A 17,626-nucleotide genomic window follows, 5' to 3' on the forward strand; every position below is an offset into this window, starting at 1 on the left:
GGAATGCAGCCCGGGACGCTCCGCGTCCCTTCCAGAGCCGAACGCGGAGCGTCCGTTGAGGCGTTCCCACGCAGAGCGTGGGAACGAGCATGGAGTCGCTTACGAATATCTCAGGGCGTGAGCCGGCTCGATCTTCGCCGCCCGCCAGGCCGGATACACCGTAGCCAGAAAGCTCAGAATAAAGCCCGCCGAGCAGATCAACAGCACGTCCCCACCCTGCAATTCCGACGGCAAATTGCTGACGAAATACACATCCGAACTGAAGATGTGCTGCCCGCTGACTCGCTCGATCCAGCCCACGATCTGACTGACATTCAGCGCGGCGATCACGCCCAACACGCCGCCAATGATCGTGCCGACAATACCGATCACCGTGCCTTGCACCATGAAGATCGCCATGATCTGCCGTGGCGTGGCGCCGATGGTACGCAAAATCGCGATGTCCGCGCCTTTGTCGTTCACCACCATGATCAGGGTCGCGATGATGTTGAACGCCGCCACCGCGACGATCATCAGCAACAGCAGGCCGATCATGGTTTTTTCCATCTTCATCGCACTGAACAGGCTGCCCTGGGTGTGGGTCCAGTCGTCAGCCTTGAACTCGGCGCCCAAGCCGGCGGCGATGTCCGAAGAGACTTTCGGCGCGGCGTAGAGGTCTTTCACCGCCAGACGCACGCTCTGCACCTGATTCGGCTGCCAATGCTGCATGGTCGCGGCGTCTGCGACGTGGATCAGCCCCATCGAGCCGTCCAGTTCAGCGCCAACCTTGAACACGCCGACTACGTTCAGACGCTGCATGCGCGGGGTAATGCCGCCCGGGGCGGTGCTGACTTCCGGGACGATCAGGGTGATCTTGTCGCCAACATTGAGACGGAAACGGCGGGCGGTGATTTCGCCAATCACCACGCCGAACTCTCCCGGTTTCAAGGCATCGAGACGGCCCTGCACAATGTGCTGGGCAACGATGGAGACCTTGCCTTCCTGCGCCGGATCGACGCCGCTGATCTGGATCGGCTGCATCAAGCCCTTGTAGGAGAGCATGCCTTCCATCTCAGTGAACGGCACGGCCGCAGTCACTTCAGGATTTTTCATCGCGGCGGCGGCTACCGGCTGCCAGTCATCGATCGGCTTGACGCCAACGATGGTCGCGTGGGGCACCATGCCGAGGATGCGCGAGCTCATTTCGCGCTGGAAGCCGTTCATCACCGACAACACCACGATCATCGCCAGCACGCCGAGGGCGAGGCCGATCATCGAGGTCATCGAAATGAACGAAACAAAGCGATTGCGGCGCTTGGCGCGGGTATAGCGCGTGCCGATAAAGATCGATAACGGTCTGAACATTCGCTGGGGCACCGTATAAAAATAAAAGACCCGACGCCTTTACAGACGTCGGGTTTCAGCCAGTCAGATAGGCGTGAGGCAACCTTCTTGCAGGTGCAGTACGCGATCCATCTGGCGGGCCAGGTTCATGTCGTGAGTCACCACCAGGAACGCCGTGCGCATGGAGGTGCTGAGTTCCAGCATCAAATCCTGAATGCCTTGGGCGGTGTGGGAGTCGAGGTTGCCGGTTGGCTCGTCGAGCATCACCAGGCCCGGCTTGTTCACCAGGGCGCGGGCGATGGCCACACGCTGACGTTCACCGCCGGACAGTTCCGCCGGTTTGTGCTCCAGGCGATGACCGAGGCCGACGCGCTCCAGCAACGCCGTGGCGCGCTGACGCGCTTCCGGGATCGGCGTCTTGCCGATCAGCAGCGGCATGCAGACGTTTTCCAGTGCGGTGAATTCCGGCAGCAAGTGGTGGAACTGGTAAACGAAACCGAGCGCACGGTTACGCAGCAGGCCACGCTTCTTCTCGCTCAGCGCCGACAACTCTTCACCGTCGAGCCAGACGCTGCCCTTGGTCGGTGTATCGAGGCCGCCGAGCAGGTTGAGCAAGGTACTTTTGCCCGAACCCGAGGTGCCGACGATCGCAACGCGCTCGCCCGGGTGTAACTCCAGTTGCAGGCCGGCCAGTACTTCTACCGATTCCGGGCCTTCCTCGTAAGATTTGCCCAGGTTGCGGCAGCTCAGGATTGCTTGTTCACTCATGCCCGACTCACTCATAACGTAGCGCCTCCGCCGGCTGGGTGCGCGCGGCACGCCAGGCTGGATACAGGGTGGCGAGGAAACTCAGGACCAACGCAGCGGCGCAGACCATGACCACATCCTGGCTCTGCACCTGCGACGGAAGATAATCAATGAAATACACGTCAGCATTAAGGAATTTGTGGCCGATCAGGCCTTCCAGTGCCGAGATCGCCGCGCTGACATTAAGCGCGGCGAAAATACCCACCACCGCGCCAATCGCCGTGCCGACCACACCGATCACCGTGCCTTGCACCATGAACGTGCGCATGATCGTGCCCGGCGTCGCGCCCAACGTGCGCAGAATGGCGATGTCGCCCTTCTTGTCGTTGACTACCATCACCAGCGTGGAAATGATGTTGAACGCAGCGACGGCGACGATCAGCAACAACAGCAGGCCGATCATGGCTTTTTCCATACGGATCGCCTGATACAGATTGCCGTGGGTGCGGGTCCAGTCACGGGCGTAGTAATGGTCTTCGCCAAGCTGCTGGGCGATGTTCCACGCCACACGCGGTGCCTGGAACAGGTCGTCGAACTTCAGGCGAATGCCCTGCACCTGATCAGGCTTCCAGCGGTGCATCTTCGCCAGATCCTGCAGGTTGGTCACGCCCAGATAGCCATCGAGTTCGCCAGCGCCGACATGGAAAATGCCGACCACGGTGAAGCGCTTCATGCGCGGGAACATCCCGGCCGGGGTCACGCTGACCTCCGGCGCGACAAAGGTGACCTTGTCACCGATGCCGACGCCGAGCTTGGTCGCAGCCTTGTCGCCGATGACGATGCCGAAACTGCCCGGCGTCAGATCGTCGAGTTTGCCCTGTTTCATGAAGTTGTCGATGATCGACACATTGCGCTCGAGCGCAGGGTCGATGGCGTTGAGCAACACCTTGGACACCTGACCGTTATTGGTCAGCAGGCCCTGCATCTGCGTAAACGGCGCAACCGCCGTCACCTGCGGGTTCTGCTTGACCTGGGTGGCCAGGCTTTGCCAATCGTTGATCGGTTCAGTGGATTCAATGGTCGCGTGGGGCACCATGCCCAGCACACGGGTGCGCATCTCATGATCGAAGCCGTTCATCACCGACAACACGACGATCATCACGACCACGCCAAGGGCGAGCCCGATCATCGAAGTCAGGGAAATGAATGACACAAAATGATTGCGACGCTTTGCACGGGTATAACGCGTGCCGATAAATACGAAGAGAGGTCTGAACATGTCGGGGCTTGTTCGGAGGGAAAAGGAACGTCCTTGTGGCGGGGGTCGATAACCAGCTTTACACTCAGACCACCGCCGCTACCATGGGTTCGCCATGTCGACATTAGATGAAGAAGATCGCCGCGAATACTACCGTATCGAGGACACGATCGCACTGGAAATTCGGCCCCTGTCTGCTCCCGAAGCCGCAGGCCAGGAAGTGTTGCAGGATGCTTCCCCACTGTTCAACCTGCTCAGCGAACTGCACCTGAGTGAATTCGAGTCGCAACACCTGTTGCGGCAGATCAGCGAGCGCGACCGGGCCATCGCCGCGTTCCTGAAATCCCAGAACAAGCGCATCGACCTGCTCAGCCAGGTGGTCGCCCTGACCGTGCTCGGCCATATCGGCGAGCCGCAACCGGTGATCATCTCCGAGGGCGGAATCGACTTTCAGCACCCGACACCGATTGCCACCGGCGCTCACCTGTCAGTGAAACTGGTGCTGATGCCGCAAGCGCTCGGCCTGTTGCTGCGTGCCCGCGTCACCCATTGCGACCGCAAGGGCGAAGGTTATGACATCGGTACCGAGTTCGAACACCTGACCGATGCCCAGCGCCAGTTGCTCGCCCGCTATATCTTGCAGAAGCAGGCCCAGGAACGACGTCTGGCCCGCGAACAGAACGAATCAGGCATTTAATTTAAGGAAGCACCGTGACCCTCATCTACGGCCACCGCGGCGCCAAGGGCGAAGCACCGGAAAACACCCTGAGCAGCTTTCAGGAATGTCTCAAGCACGGCGTGCGCCGTTGCGAACTCGATCTGCACCTGTCCAAGGACGGCGAGTTGATGGTCATCCACGACCCGACCCTCAAACGCACTACGGAGCGGCGCGGCAAAGTCGTCGAACACACCGCCGCCGAGCTGGTCACTTACGACGCGCGCAAGGGTGGCCCGGGCTGGATCAAGCCGTGCCCGATTCCGACGCTGGAAGAGTTGTTCGAGAAGTGTGATTTCGAGCATTGGCAACTGGAGGTCAAAAGCGCTTCACGGACTCGCGCCGCAACCACGGTGCTGGCGATTCGTGAAATGGCGCAACGGCATGGCCTGCTCGACAAGGTGACGATCACCTCGAGTTCGCGGGAAGTGCTGAAAGCGGCGCTGGATCTGGTGCCGGATGTGTCACGCGGATTGGTCGCCGAATACGCCTGGCTCGACCCATTGAAAGTCGCGGCCAGCTATGGCTGTGAGATTCTCGCGTTGAACTGGACGCTGTGTACGCCGGAACGCCTGCAGAAGGCGCAGCGTCAGGGGCTGCATGTGTCGGTGTGGACCGTCAACGAGCCTGCGCTGATGCGCAGACTCGCCGACTTCGGCGTTGACAGCCTGATTACAGACTTTCCCGGTTTGGCCACTGCCACCCTCGAGAATTGCTGAAATCGGTCTCCCCGGCCGGCTCAGGCCACCGGCCGGAGCCCGTCAAAAAAGCCGGTTGAGGCCATCGTACGCCGCTACCCGATAGGCTTCGGCCATGGTCGGGTAGTTGAACGTGGTGTTGACGAAGTACTTCAGGGTGTTCAGCTCGCCCGGCTGGCTCATGATCGCCTGGCCGATGTGAACGATCTCCGACGCCTGATAACCGAAGCAGTGAACGCCCAGCACTTCCAGGGTTTCACGGTGGAACAGGATCTTCAGCATGCCTTGCGGCTCGCCGGCGATCTGCGCACGCGCCATGCTCTTGAAGAACGCCTTGCCGACTTCGTACGGCACTTTGGCCTGGGTCAGTTCCTGTTCGTTCTTGCCGATCGAGCTGATCTCCGGAATGGTGTAAATGCCGGTCGGCACGTCATTCACAAAGCGCCAGCTACCGTTATCGACGATGCTGCCAGCAGCCGAACGACCCTGGTCGTGGGCGGCACTGGCCAGGCTCGGCCAGCCGATCACGTCACCGGCACCGTAGATGTTCGGCACGCAGGTGCGGTAAGCCTCGTCGACTTCGATCTGGCCACGGCTATTGACCTTGACGCCGATGTTTTCCAGACCGAGCTGATCGGTGTTGCCGGTACGACCGTTGCACCAGAGCAAGGCATCGGCCTTGATCTTCTTGCCGGACTTGAGGTGCAGGATCACGCCGTTGTCGACGCCTTCAACGCGATCGTAATCTTCGTTGTGGCGCACGGTGATGTTGTTGTTGCTGAAGTGATAGCTCAACGCCTGGGAGATTTCCGAGTCGAGGAAGCTCAGCAACTGACCACGGTTATCGACCAGTTCAACCAACACACCCAGACCGCTGAAGATCGACGCGTATTCGCAACCGATCACGCCGGCGCCGTAAACGATCAGTTTGCGCGGGGTGTGGCCGAGGCTGAGGATGGTGTCGCTATCGTAGATACGCGGGTGGTGGAAATCGATGTCCGCCGGGCGATACGGGCGCGAACCGGTGGCGATGATGATGTGCTTGGCCACCAGTTTCTCGACCACGCCGTTGGCGCAAACCACTTCGATGGTTTGCTCGTCGGCGAAGCTGCCGGTGCCGAAGAACACGTCGACGCGGTTACGGGCGTAGTAGCCGGTGCGTGAAGCGACTTGTTTGGAAATGACTTTCTCGGCGCTTTTCAACACGTCCGGGAAGGAGAACCAGCGTGGTTCGCCGATCGCCCGGAACATCGGGTTAGTGTTGAACTGCATGATCTGCCGCACCGAGTGACGCAGTGCCTTGGACGGGATGGTGCCGAGGTGGGTGCAGTTGCCGCCGACCTGGCGACGGCTGTCGACCATCGCGACCTTGCGCCCTGCTTTGGCGGCGTTCATTGCCGCGCCTTCTCCCGCCGGGCCGGAACCCAGCACCACCACGTCGTAGTTGTAGACAGCCATGCGTACTCCTCAGAACAGGCCGCGGTGCCAGCAGCACCGGCGGCTAAATCACGCCGAACGGCGGCGCGAAGGAACAATTGGGGGTCAATCAAGAACCCGGACACAGTCTATAGAAGCGTCAACGCCGCGCACATTAACCCTTGGTCGCGTCGTAGGCTACTTTTGCCTGCACTACAACGCCAGCTTTCGTATTGTTCTCAGTCAGTTTTCTTGCCAGTGAGGCGCTCGAAAGCCGTATTGGTACGAACGACAAAACCTGTATCGGCACGAATCACAAAGAATGCACCAATGTCATGTTTTTCCGCATAGTCCCACGCCCTTTCCGGGCCAAGAATCAGCAACAATGTCGATAGGCCATCGGCCATCAGCGCTGAAGGATGAATCACCGTGACGGACGCCAGGTCGTGTAGGACCGGTGCGCCGGTGCGCGCATCGAAGGTGTGGGAATAACGCCGGCCGTTCTGCAGGAAATAGTTGCGGTAGTCGCCGGAGGTGGAAACGCCGTAGCCGTCGACATTGATAATGTGCTCGGTCACCTGTTGATCGTCACGAGGCTCTTCCAGCGCGATGCGCCACGATGAGCCGTCAAGCTTTCGCCCCTTTGCCTTTAGCTCACCCGTGGCTTCAGCGAGGTAATCGTGGATGCCCATGGCATCGAGCCGTGCCGCGATGGTGTCGACGGCATAACCGGCAGCGATGCTGTTGAAATCGACCTCGACGGCGGCGTCCTTGCACAACTGCTCGCCATTGATGCGCAAGTGCTGATAACCGACGCGCGACATCACCTCGGCGAGTGCGGCGGCGCCAGGGACTTTCTCTTCGCGCCCCTGCGGGCCGAATCCCCAGAGATTCATCAGCGGTTCGACAGTCAGGTCGTAGGAGCCTTCGCTTTGCGCTGACAGTTGTTCGCCTGTGCGGACCAGTTCAAGTACCGCTGCAGGCATTTTCTGACAGCTGTTGGCGGGCAAAGCGTTGAAGCGCTCGATGTCCGAATCGTTGCGATAGGTGGATAGCTGCCGATCGACTTCGCCGAGGATCCCCTCCACTTCACCGCGAACTTGCTTCGGCTCGGGCAAGCCGGCGCGGCGCACATACTTGATTGAATACGTGCTGCCCATGGTCGGCCCACCAAAGCCTTCCATGGAGTCGCCATTGCCGCAGCCAGCCAATAAGCCAGCCAGAATCACAAGCCCCAGCAACCGTCCAGTGAACAATTATTCATCTCTCCGTAAAACCGCGACGGCCATTATGAATTAAAGGATCTGCAACATCTTTATACAAAATCCAATAGTGAGTACCTGAACATGTCCTCCACCACGGGCAAAGGCAAAGCGATTTTTCGCGTTGTCAGCGGCAACTTCCTCGAAATGTTCGATTTCATGGTCTACGGCTTTTACGCCACAGCCATTGCCAAGACCTTCTTCCCCACCGACAGCGCCTTCGCTTCGCTGATGCTTTCACTGGCAACCTTTGGTGCCGGCTTCCTGATGCGACCGCTCGGGGCGATTTTCCTCGGCGCCTATATCGACCGCCATGGCCGTCGCCAAGGTCTGATCATCACGCTGGCACTGATGGCTGCCGGTACGGTGCTGATTGCCTGTGTGCCGGGCTACGCCACCCTCGGCGTCGCCGCGCCACTGATCGTGCTGTTCGGTCGCTTGCTGCAAGGCTTTTCCGCTGGCGTAGAACTGGGCGGCGTATCTGTCTATCTGGCAGAGATCGCCACCCCAGGCCGCAAGGGCTTCTTTGTCAGTTGGCAATCCGCCAGTCAGCAAGCGGCAGTGGTTTTCGCCGGCCTGCTCGGGGTCGGCCTCAACCACTGGCTGAGCCCGGAACAAATGGGCGATTGGGGCTGGCGCGTGCCGTTCCTGATCGGCTGCATGATTGTGCCGGTAATCTTCGTCATTCGCCGCTCGCTGGAGGAAACCCCGGAGTTCCAGGCCAGAAAACACCGCCCTACCCTGCGGGAAATCGTCCGCTCGATCGGTCAGAACTTCGGCATCGTCATCGCCGGCATGGCGCTGGTGGTGATGACCACGGTTTCTTTTTACCTGATCACCGCCTACACCCCGACGTTCGGCAAGGCTGAGCTGCACCTGTCGGATTTCGACGCGTTGCTGGTGACGGTGTGCATCGGCCTGTCGAACTTCTTCTGGTTGCCGGTGATGGGCTCGGTGTCTGACAAGATCGGCCGTAAACCCTTACTGCTGGCGGCGACGATTCTGGCGATCCTGACCGCCTACCCGGCGCTGTCGTGGCTCGTGGCGAACCCGAGCTTCAGCCATTTGCTGATTGTCGAGTTGTGGCTGTCGTTCCTCTACGGTTCGTACAACGGCGCGATGGTGGTGGCGCTGACCGAGATCATGCCGGTGGAGGTGCGCACGACCGGTTTCTCGCTGGCTTACAGCCTGGCAACCGCGACGTTCGGCGGGTTTACCCCGGCGGCGTGTACGTATCTGATTCATGTGCTGGATAACAAGGCTGCGCCGGGGATCTGGCTCAGTGGTGCGGCGGTGTTGGGATTGATTGCAACGCTGGTGTTGTTCCGCGGCAATAAGCATGAACTGCGCACCGCGCAAGCGGCCATACCCGGCGGCGCTCGATAGAACGCTTTCGCGAGCAGGCTCGCTCCTACACTGGATCTGTGTCGTTCACAAATCCCCATGTGGGAGCGAGCCTGCTCGCGAAGAGGCCGCTACTGACAACACAGCTCTAAAAGGCACACAAACAAAAACGCCCCGACCTAAGTCGGGGCGTTTTCATTTGCAACGAGTGCTTAGCGCGGGAACGCTGGCGGGTTTACACCAGCCATGTCTTCCATCACGCGAACCACCTGGCAGCTGTAGCCGAACTCGTTGTCGTACCAGACGTACAGAACAACGCGGTTGTCCTGAACGATGGTCGCTTCAGCGTCGACCACACCGGCGTGGCGCGAACCGACGAAGTCAGTCGAAACCACTTCCTGCGAGTTGACGAAGTCGATTTGCTTGTGCAGATCGGAGTGCAGCGCCATGTAGCGCAGGTACTCGTTCATCTCTTCACGGGTAGCGGCTTTCTCAAGGTTGAGGTTGAGAATGGCCATCGACACGTTTGGCGTCGGAACGCGGATCGCGTTACCGGTCAGCTTGCCGGCCAGCTCAGGCAGGGCCTTGGCAGCAGCGGTGGCAGCACCGGTCTCGGTGATGACCATGTTCAGCGCGGCGCTACGGCCACGGCGATCGCCCTTGTGGAAGTTGTCGATCAGGTTCTGGTCGTTGGTGTACGAGTGAACGGTTTCGACGTGACCGTTGATGATGCCGAACTTGTCATTCACAGCTTTCAGCACCGGCACGATGGCGTTGGTAGTGCAGGAAGCGGCGGACACGATCTTGTCGTCAGCGGTGATTTCGTTGTGGTTGATGCCGTGAACGATGTTCTTCAGCTTGCCTTTGCCAGGCGCGGTCAGAACAACGCGGTCGATACCCGGGCAGGCCAGGTGCTGACCGAGGCCATCGGCGTCACGCCATACACCGGTGTTATCCACCAGCAGCGCGTCTTTGATGCCGTACTGGGTGTAATCCACCTCGGTCGGGTTCTTCGCGTAGATCACCTGGATCAGGTTACCGTTGGCGGTGATGGTGTTGTTTTCTTCGTCGATGGTAATGGTGCCGTTGAACGAACCATGGACCGAATCGCGACGCAGCAGGCTGGCGCGCTTGGTCAGGTCGTTGTCGGCGCCTTTGCGCACGACGATGGCACGCAGACGCAGACCGTCGCCACCACCGGTTTTCTCGATCAGGATGCGCGCCAGCAAACGGCCGATACGACCGAAGCCGTACAGCACAACGTCGGTGCCTTTACGTGCGGAAGCGTTTTGCTGGCCAACCACGTCAGCCATTTCTTCACGAACGAATTGCTCGGCGCTGCGGCCATTGCCTTCGTTACGGAATTTGAACGCCAACTTGCCCAGATCTACCGAAGCCGCGCCGAGCTTGAGCTCGCTCATGGCCTTGAGCAGTGGGAATGTTTCGTGGACGGAGAGTTCGCTGTCGTCGGAAGAACGGTGGCGCGCAAAGCGGTGAGCTTTGAGAATCGCGATGACAGACTGGTTGATCAGGCTGCGGCCATAGATCGAGCTCACCACGTTGTTATTGCGGTAGAGCTGACCGATAAGCGGAATCATCGCTTCTGCGAGTGCTTCACGGTCGATCCATTCACCAAGACACTGGTCGGGCTTCTGAGTCACGGTAACCTTCCACATGTAGGGGCAGAAAAAAGGGGCTACATTATGCCGCCGACAACCTCATTCAGCAATGCGCGCTTGTCGCGAAATCGGTAACAAAATCCCGTTCAAAAAAATTACGCCTCGCGCCAGCCCAGTAAAACCGGGGCTTTCAGCGCAGTCAATTTTTCGACGACTGTTAGACGATGTCTGTAACCCTCCGTAACACCAGCCACTTTCGGCACTACATAATCGCTAAAAAACCGCTGGTTTTTATGGTTACCACTACATTTCGCGCAAACATCGAAGATAGACGTAGTCTGCAACTGACAGGCGGCACCGGACGCCGCTACAATTACCGACTTTGTCGCAAAGCCTGGAGCTCAACCTTCCGTGCCCGTTCTGCGTCTACCGCTACTCCCTGCCGAGGCAGGTAAACAGCATTGGGGCAATCTGCCCGGTGCTGCCCTCAGTCTCGCGATTGCCGAGGCTGCCAGCGCTGCCAAGCGCTTCACCCTGCTACTGACCGCCGACAGCCAGAGTGCTGAACGACTGGAACAGGAGCTGAGTTTCTTCGCCCCGGATTTGCCCGTTCTGCATTTCCCTGACTGGGAAACCCTGCCGTACGACCTGTTCTCGCCGCACCAGGACATCATTTCCCAGCGCATCGCCAGCTTGTATAGGCTGCCAGAGCTGGCGCATGGCGTGCTGGTGGTGCCGATCACCACAGCGTTGCACCGGTTGGCGCCGACCAAGTTCCTGCTCGGCAGCAGCCTGGTGCTGGATGTCGGCCAGAAGCTCGATGTTGAACAGATGCGTGCGCGGCTCGAAGCCAGTGGCTATCGCTACGTAGACACGGTTTATGAGCACGGCGAGTTCACCGTTCGCGGCGCACTGATCGATCTATTCCCGATGGGCAGCAAACTGCCCTATCGCATCGACCTGTTCGACGACGAAATCGAAACCCTGCGTACCTTCGACCCGGAAAACCAGCGCTCCATCGACAAGGTCGATTCGGTCAAGCTGCTGCCGGCCCGTGAGTTTCCACTGCAGAAAGACGCAGTCACCCGCTTCAAGGCGCGTTTCCGCGAGCGTTTCGACGTCGACTTCCGTCGCTGCCCGATCTTTCAGGATCTGAGCAGCGGCATCACCCCGGCCGGGATCGAGTATTACCTGCCGCTGTTTTTCGACGAAACCTCGACGCTGTTCGATTACCTGCCGCAAGACACGCAAGTGTTCTCGCTGCCCGGCATCGAACAAGCTGCGGAGAATTTCTGGAACGACGTGCGCAATCGTTATGAAGAGCGCCGCGTCGACCCTTCGCGTCCTTTATTGCCGCCGGCAGAATTGTTCCTGCCGGTGGAAGACTGTTTCGCCCGTTTGAAGAGCTGGCCACGTGTGATCGCCAGTCAACAAGACGTGGAAACCGGCGTCGGCCGCGAGCGCTTCCCCGCGCAAGCACTGCCGAATCTGGCAATCGAGGCCAAAGCCACGCAACCGCTGGCGGCGCTGTCGGCGTTCCTCGATGAGTTCCCCGGTCGCGTGCTGTTCACCGCCGAATCCGCGGGCCGTCGTGAAGTCCTGCTGGAGTTGCTTGAGCGCCTGAAGCTGCGACCGAAAAATGTCGACAGCTGGCCTGATTTCGTCGCGAGCAAGGATCGTCTGGCGATCACCATTGCCCCGCTCGACGAAGGCCTGATGCTGGATGAGCCGGCGCTGGCACTCGTCGCGGAAAGTCCGCTGTTCGGTCAGCGTGTGATGCAACGTCGTCGCCGCGAGAAACGCAGCGACGTCAGCAATGACGCGGTGATCAAGAACCTCACCGAGCTGCGCGAAGGCGCGCCGGTGGTGCACATCGATCACGGTGTCGGCCGCTATCTGGGCCTGACGATTCTGGAAATCGACAATCAGGCGGCCGAATTCCTCACCCTCGAATACGCCGAGAACGCCAAGCTTTACGTGCCCGTAGCCAACCTGCATTTGATCGCGCGTTACACCGGTAGCGACGATGCGCTGGCCCCGCTGCACCGCCTTGGTTCGGAAACCTGGCAGAAGGCCAAGCGCAAAGCCGCCGAACAGGTGCGCGATGTTGCCGCTGAACTGCTCGATATTTACGCCCGGCGTGCCGCTCGCGAAGGTTATGCATTCGCCGACCCGAAAGCCGATTACGCGACGTTCAGCGCCGGGTTCCCGTTCGAAGAAACCCCGGACCAGCAATCGACCATCGAAGCCGTGCGCGAAGACATGCTCGCGCCGAAACCGATGGATCGCCTGGTCTGCGGCGACGTCGGTTTCGGCAAGACCGAAGTGGCCATGCGTGCGGCATTCATCGCCGTGCACGGCGGTCGTCAGGTGGCGATTCTGGTGCCGACCACCCTGCTCGCCCAGCAGCACTACAACAGCTTCCGCGACCGCTTCGCCGACTGGCCCGTGACAGTAGAAGTAATGAGCCGCTTCAAATCGGCCAAGGAAGTGAACGCGGCGATCGCCGATCTGGCTGAAGGCAAAATCGACATCGTCATTGGCACGCACAAGCTGCTGTCCGACGATGTAAAAATCAAAAACCTCGGGCTGGTGATCATCGACGAAGAACACCGTTTCGGTGTCCGTCAGAAAGAACAGCTCAAGGCCCTGCGCAGCGAAGTCGACATTCTTACCCTGACCGCCACGCCGATTCCGCGCACGCTGAACATGGCGGTGTCGGGCATGCGCGACCTGTCGATCATCGCTACGCCGCCAGCGCGACGCCTGTCGGTGCGCACCTTCGTCATGGAGCAGAACAAGAGCACGGTCAAAGAGGCCCTGCTCCGTGAACTGCTGCGCGGCGGCCAGGTTTACTACCTGCACAACGATGTGAAAACCATCGAGAAGTGCGCCGCCGATCTCGCCGAACTGGTGCCGGAAGCCCGCATCGGCATTGGTCACGGACAGATGCGCGAGCGCGAACTCGAACAGGTGATGAGCGACTTCTATCACAAGCGCTTCAACGTGCTGATCGCCTCGACCATCATCGAGACCGGCATCGATGTGCCGAGCGCCAACACCATCATCATCGAGCGCGCCGACAAGTTCGGCCTGGCACAACTGCACCAGTTGCGTGGTCGTGTCGGCCGTAGTCACCACCAGGCTTACGCCTACCTGCTGACACCGCCGCGCCAGCAAATCACCTCGGACGCGGAAAAGCGTCTGGAAGCGATCGCCAACACTCAGGATCTCGGTGCCGGTTTCGTCCTGGCGACCAACGACCTGGAAATCCGTGGCGCCGGCGAACTGCTCGGCGATGGCCAGAGCGGGCAGATTCAGGCCGTGGGCTTCACGCTGTATATGGAGATGCTCGAACGCGCGGTGAAATCGATCCGTAAGGGCGAACAACCGAACCTCGATCAGCCGCTGGGCGGTGGCCCGGAAGTCAACTTGCGAGTGCCGGCGCTGATTCCGGAAGACTACCTGCCGGATGTTCACGCGCGTCTGATTCTGTACAAACGCATCGCTTCGGCCACCGACGAGGAAGGCCTCAAGGATCTGCAAGTCGAGATGATCGACCGTTTCGGCTTGTTGCCGGAACCGACGAAGAATCTGGTGCGCATCACGGCGTTGAAATTGCAGGCTGAGCAACTGGGTATCAAGAAGGTCGATGGTGGCCCGCAAGGTGGGCGCATCGAGTTCGAAGCGCAGACGCCGGTCGACCCGATGACGCTGATCAAGCTGATCCAGAGCCAGCCAAAACGCTACAAGTTCGAAGGCGCGACGATGTTCAAATTCCAGGTACCGATGGAACGTCCGGAAGAGCGCTTTAATACTGTAGAGGCGCTGTTTGAGCGCCTCCTCCCGAAATCTGTTTGAAGGACGCCCAATGCGCCTGTTCCGCTCAGTGACTTTGCTACTTGCTTTGGTAGCCCCTTCGGCTTTCGCCGATGACCTGTATCAGGTCGAAATGATTCTGGTGCGCCAGAACGCCGTACCGGCAATCGTCAGCCGCGCCGCGCCGGAAGACTGGGCCGCTGGGGCCCAGCGTTTGAGCGACGACAGCAAACGCACACCGGCGTTGAACGACGTTGTCAGCAAACTCACCGCCAGCGGCGACTACAGCGTGCTGATGCACAAGGCCTGGCAGCAAACCCTTGGCGAAGAACCGGCAAAAGTGGCGGTCAGCGACGGTCAGGAGCAGTTCGGTCAATTCCCGATCGAGGGCACGCTGGAAATGAAACTGGGACGCTTCACCGATGTGAACGCCGATTTCTGGGTCAATCAGATCGACGCCAATGGCCTGGTCACCGCCAGCGAGCGCCTGAAGCAGGACAGCCACACCAAAAATGGCCAACTCAACTACCTGGACAACGGCCATCTGGCCTTGCTGATCAAGATCACTTCCCTGACCGCGCCAGCGCCACGGGAAGCGCCTGAAGCGATTCCGGACTGATCGAAGTCCTTATGTCCCCGCCCCTGAGTAAACCGTTGGCACCCTCCTGGGTCAGCCGATTCAAGGAACAGAGCCTGGAGCGTGGCCGCCGCTATGCCCTGGAAAACCGGGTACGCATCGCCCAGGTCGGCGATGCGACCATCACCGCCAGTTGCGAAGGCTCTGGCGGTAACGTTTACCGCCAGACCATCCAGCTGCGCGAATCCGCCAAAAACACCTTGCTGCTGGTCGATGCCAGCTGCACGTGTCCGGTTCGCAGCAACTGTAAACACTGCGCAGCGGTGCTGCTGAAAGTGCAGGAAACCCTCGATTACCCGGCCGCCGCCAAAGACGCCGAACTCTTGGAAAAGCTGCAAGCCGTGCTGGAAAATCGCAGCCCGAAGGCGCCACCGCAAGTGCTGGTCGACAATGTGCAGCCACTGCCACGCCTATGGCTGGCCAGTGTCGAGTTCAGTGCCTTCGAACCGCGCAACGGCAAGATGCAGCGCTACATTCAGCATCGCGCGGCGCTTTCGTTCAGCTACCTTGACGAGTACGTCAGCGGGCAGAAGAACAGCGATATCCTGATTCGCCAGGAAAGCCAGACGCTGCGCGTCAAACGCCATCCGGATGTCGAGCAGTCGTACCGCGAACAGTTGCGCATCCTCGGCTTTCGCATCGCCACCCGCCAGAGCAAAGCCCTGCCGGAAAGCGCCGGTGAGCTGTACGAGATGGTCAATGACAGCGCTTGGCTGACGTTCACCCTCAACGACCTGCCGAAACTGCGCAGCCAAGGCTGGGAGCTGCAGATCGACGAGGAATTCGGCTTCGATCTGACCGCTGTTGATGACTGGTACGCCACCGTCGAGCAGGTGCCGGAACGCGATTGGTTTGATCTGGAACTGGGGATCATCGTCAATGGTGAGCGCCTGAGTCTATTGCCTATCCTGCTCAACCTGATGCGCTCGCACGCGGAAATCCTCAATCCGGAACGCCTGGCGCGCCGTCGCGATGACGAGCTGATTCTGGTCAACATCCCGCAACGCACCAGCGAGCATGGGCCGCTGCAAGTGGCTTTGCCGTTGGGCCGGTTGAAGCCGGTATTGATGACGCTCGGCGAGTTCTATTTGCAAGAGCCGGGCGAAACCACCCTGCGCTTGAGCAAGGCCGACGCCACCCGCCTGAATTCGCTGGAAGGCCTTCCGCTGCTGTGGGAGGGCGGCGAGCAGATCCGCACGTTTGCCCAACGCCTGCGCGATATTCGTGATTTCAGCGCAGAGGCGCCTGAAGGCTTGAATGCGACGTTGCGGCCTTATCAGCTCGAAGGCTTAAGCTGGATGCAATCGCTGCGGCAACTGGAAGTCGGCGGGATTCTTGCGGATGACATGGGCCTGGGTAAAACCCTACAGACCCTGGCGCATATTCTCAGCGAGAAAAACGCCGGACGTCTCGATCGGCCGTGCATGGTGGTGATGCCGACCAGCCTGATTCCGAACTGGCTCGATGAGGCGGCGCACTTTACCCCGCAACTGAAAGTGGTTGCCCTGTATGGCGCCACTCGCAAAAAGCATTTCGATAATCTGGCCGACTTCGACCTGATCCTCACCACCTACGCCTTGCTGCCGAAAGACGTCGAACGTCTGGCCAAGCAGCCGCTGCATGTGTTGGTGCTGGATGAAGCGCAGTACATCAAGAATCCGAACAGCAAAGCCGCTCAAGCCGCCCGCGAGCTTAATGCACGCCAGCGCTTGTGCCTCAGCGGCACGCCGCTGGAAAACCACCTGGGCGAGCTGTGGTCGCTGTTTCACTTCCTGCTGCCGGGCTGGCTCGGCGACGTAAAAAGCTTCAACGCCGATTACCGTGTACCAATTGAAAAGCGCGGCAGTGAAGTCAGACTTCAGCACCTCAACGGTCGGATAAAACCGTTTCTGCTGCGCCGCACCAAGGAACAAGTGGCGACTGAGTTGCCGCCGAAAACCGAGATCATCCATTGGGTCGATCTCAACGAAGCGCAGCGCGATGTGTATGAAACCATGCGCCTGGCGATGGACAAGAAGGTCCGCGACGAGATCACCCGCAAAGGCGTGGCGCGCAGCCAGATCATCATTCTTGAGGCGCTGCTCAAGTTGCGTCAGGTTTGCTGCGATCTGCGCCTGGTCAATGACGCCACCCTGCCCGCTCGCGGCAGCACGTCAGGCAAGCTCGACAGTTTGATGGAAATGCTCGAGGAGTTGTTTGAGGAAGGCCGGCGGATTCTGCTGTTTTCGCAGTTCACTTCGATGCTGTCGTTGATCGAGGAAGAGCTGAAAAAACGTAACGTGTCCTACGCGCTACTGACCGGCCAGACCCGGGATCGGCGCACGCCGGTGAAGGAATTCCAGAGTGGCAAGCGTCAGATCTTTCTGATCAGCCTGAAGGCCGGCGGCGTCGGTTTGAACCTGACCGAGGCCGACACAGTGATTCATTACGACCCGTGGTGGAACCCGGCCACCGAGAATCAGGCGACGGATCGCGCCTATCGGATCGGCCAGGAGAAACCGGTGTTCGTCTACAAGATGATTGCCCGGGGCACCGTGGAAGAGAAGATTCAGCACCTGCAAAAGGAAAAATCCGACTTGGCAGCGGGCGTGCTGGATGGGCGCAAGGCTGGGGACTGGAAGTTGCAGAGTGATGATATCGAGGCGTTGTTTGCGCCGTTGCCGGATAAGTCCGACAAGCGTTGATATCTGCGTCGCCTGTTAGATAGCTTTCGCGAGCAGGCTCGCTCCCACACTGGATCTGTGGCGTTCACCAATCCAGTGTTCACAGGAATCTTGTGGATCACACA

General features: G+C 59.7%; 12 protein-coding genes. 6 read left to right on the forward strand and 6 right to left on the reverse strand.

Annotation, left to right across the window (positions count from 1 at the left end; all coding sequences use genetic code 11):
• Window positions 1–99 precede the first annotated feature (99 nt).
• From AB4O01_RS10395 to AB4O01_RS10405, 3 genes are all read right to left on the reverse strand, one after another.
• Complete coding sequence (locus AB4O01_RS10395) at window positions 100–1,344, reverse strand: lipoprotein-releasing ABC transporter permease subunit (protein ID WP_093433700.1); 1,245 nt, start codon at window positions 1,342–1,344, stop codon at window positions 100–102.
• 63 nt (window positions 1,345–1,407) lie between these two features.
• Complete coding sequence (lolD, locus tag AB4O01_RS10400; RefSeq protein ID WP_007910506.1) at window positions 1,408–2,106, reverse strand: lipoprotein-releasing ABC transporter ATP-binding protein LolD; 699 nt, start codon at window positions 2,104–2,106, stop codon at window positions 1,408–1,410.
• Window positions 2,099–3,349, reverse strand: a complete 1,251-nt coding sequence (locus AB4O01_RS10405) for a lipoprotein-releasing ABC transporter permease subunit (RefSeq protein ID WP_034156426.1) — start codon at window positions 3,347–3,349, stop codon at window positions 2,099–2,101. Before AB4O01_RS10405 ends, lolD begins: the two co-directional genes overlap by 8 nt.
• Before the next feature lie 94 nt (window positions 3,350–3,443).
• On the opposite strand from AB4O01_RS10405, the gene AB4O01_RS10410 reads away from it, so the two are divergent.
• Both AB4O01_RS10410 and AB4O01_RS10415 read left to right on the forward strand, forming a co-directional pair.
• On the forward strand, window positions 3,444–4,025 hold the full coding sequence (locus AB4O01_RS10410) for a PilZ domain-containing protein (RefSeq protein WP_007910502.1): 582 nt from the start codon (window positions 3,444–3,446) through the stop codon (window positions 4,023–4,025).
• 14 nt (window positions 4,026–4,039) lie between these two features.
• Complete coding sequence (locus AB4O01_RS10415; protein ID WP_007910500.1) at window positions 4,040–4,762, forward strand: glycerophosphodiester phosphodiesterase; 723 nt, start codon at window positions 4,040–4,042, stop codon at window positions 4,760–4,762.
• Between the two features lie 42 nt (window positions 4,763–4,804).
• Here the strand turns inward: AB4O01_RS10415 and sthA are convergent, their stop codons facing one another.
• A complete protein-coding gene (sthA, locus tag AB4O01_RS10420; RefSeq protein ID WP_064117858.1) occupies window positions 4,805–6,199 on the reverse strand; it encodes a Si-specific NAD(P)(+) transhydrogenase in 1,395 nt (464 codons plus the stop codon).
• Window positions 6,200–6,396: 197 nt separating this feature from the next.
• Window positions 6,397–7,341: an FAD:protein FMN transferase gene (locus tag AB4O01_RS10425; RefSeq protein WP_460092246.1), complete on the reverse strand. Its 945-nt coding sequence runs from the start codon at window positions 7,339–7,341 to the stop codon at window positions 6,397–6,399.
• A 162-nt stretch (window positions 7,342–7,503) separates the two neighbouring features.
• Here AB4O01_RS10425 and tcuC point away from each other — a divergent pair, with 162 nt between their 5' ends.
• Entirely contained in the window at window positions 7,504–8,805 is a 1,302-nt protein-coding gene (gene tcuC, locus AB4O01_RS10430; protein ID WP_016986740.1) for an MFS transporter, read from the forward strand.
• Window positions 8,806–8,975: 170 nt separating this feature from the next.
• Here the strand turns inward: tcuC and AB4O01_RS10435 are convergent, their stop codons facing one another.
• On the reverse strand, window positions 8,976–10,439 hold the full coding sequence (locus AB4O01_RS10435; protein ID WP_186624461.1) for a glyceraldehyde-3-phosphate dehydrogenase: 1,464 nt from the start codon (window positions 10,437–10,439) through the stop codon (window positions 8,976–8,978).
• Window positions 10,440–10,793: 354 nt separating this feature from the next.
• Between AB4O01_RS10435 and mfd the strand changes: the two genes are divergently transcribed.
• Genes mfd through AB4O01_RS10450 form a run of 3 tightly spaced genes read left to right on the forward strand, consistent with a single transcriptional unit; the run spans window position 10,794 to window position 17,522 of the window.
• Entirely contained in the window at window positions 10,794–14,243 is a 3,450-nt protein-coding gene (gene mfd, locus AB4O01_RS10440; protein ID WP_460091623.1) for a transcription-repair coupling factor, read from the forward strand.
• 10 nt (window positions 14,244–14,253) lie between these two features.
• A complete protein-coding gene (locus AB4O01_RS10445; RefSeq protein WP_460091624.1) occupies window positions 14,254–14,820 on the forward strand; it encodes a CsiV family protein in 567 nt (188 codons plus the stop codon).
• A gap of 11 nt (window positions 14,821–14,831) precedes the next feature.
• Entirely contained in the window at window positions 14,832–17,522 is a 2,691-nt protein-coding gene (locus AB4O01_RS10450; RefSeq protein ID WP_093433684.1) for a DEAD/DEAH box helicase, read from the forward strand.
• Window positions 17,523–17,626: the final 104 nt, after the last annotated feature.

It is taken from the genome of Pseudomonas sp. S2_E02 (assembly GCF_054668355.1).

Bases quoted from the DNA above. Each gene is read 5' to 3' on its own strand.
- AB4O01_RS10395 (WP_093433700.1), bottom strand. From the start codon at position 1,344: ATGTTCAGACCGTTATCGATCTTTATCGGCACGCGCTATACCCGCGCC.
- lolD (WP_007910506.1), bottom strand. From the start codon at position 2,106: ATGAGTGAGTCGGGCATGAGTGAACAAGCAATCCTGAGCTGCCGCAAC.
- AB4O01_RS10405 (WP_034156426.1), bottom strand. From the start codon at position 3,349: ATGTTCAGACCTCTCTTCGTATTTATCGGCACGCGTTATACCCGTGCA.
- AB4O01_RS10410 (WP_007910502.1), top strand. From the start codon at position 3,444: ATGTCGACATTAGATGAAGAAGATCGCCGCGAATACTACCGTATCGAG.
- sthA (WP_064117858.1), bottom strand. From the start codon at position 6,199: ATGGCTGTCTACAACTACGACGTGGTGGTGCTGGGTTCCGGCCCGGCG.
- AB4O01_RS10425 (WP_460092246.1), bottom strand. From the start codon at position 7,341: ATGGAAGGCTTTGGTGGGCCGACCATGGGCAGCACGTATTCAATCAAG.
- tcuC (WP_016986740.1), top strand. From the start codon at position 7,504: ATGTCCTCCACCACGGGCAAAGGCAAAGCGATTTTTCGCGTTGTCAGC.
- AB4O01_RS10435 (WP_186624461.1), bottom strand. From the start codon at position 10,439: ATGTGGAAGGTTACCGTGACTCAGAAGCCCGACCAGTGTCTTGGTGAA.
- AB4O01_RS10445 (WP_460091624.1), top strand. From the start codon at position 14,254: ATGCGCCTGTTCCGCTCAGTGACTTTGCTACTTGCTTTGGTAGCCCCT.
- AB4O01_RS10450 (WP_093433684.1), top strand. From the start codon at position 14,832: ATGTCCCCGCCCCTGAGTAAACCGTTGGCACCCTCCTGGGTCAGCCGA.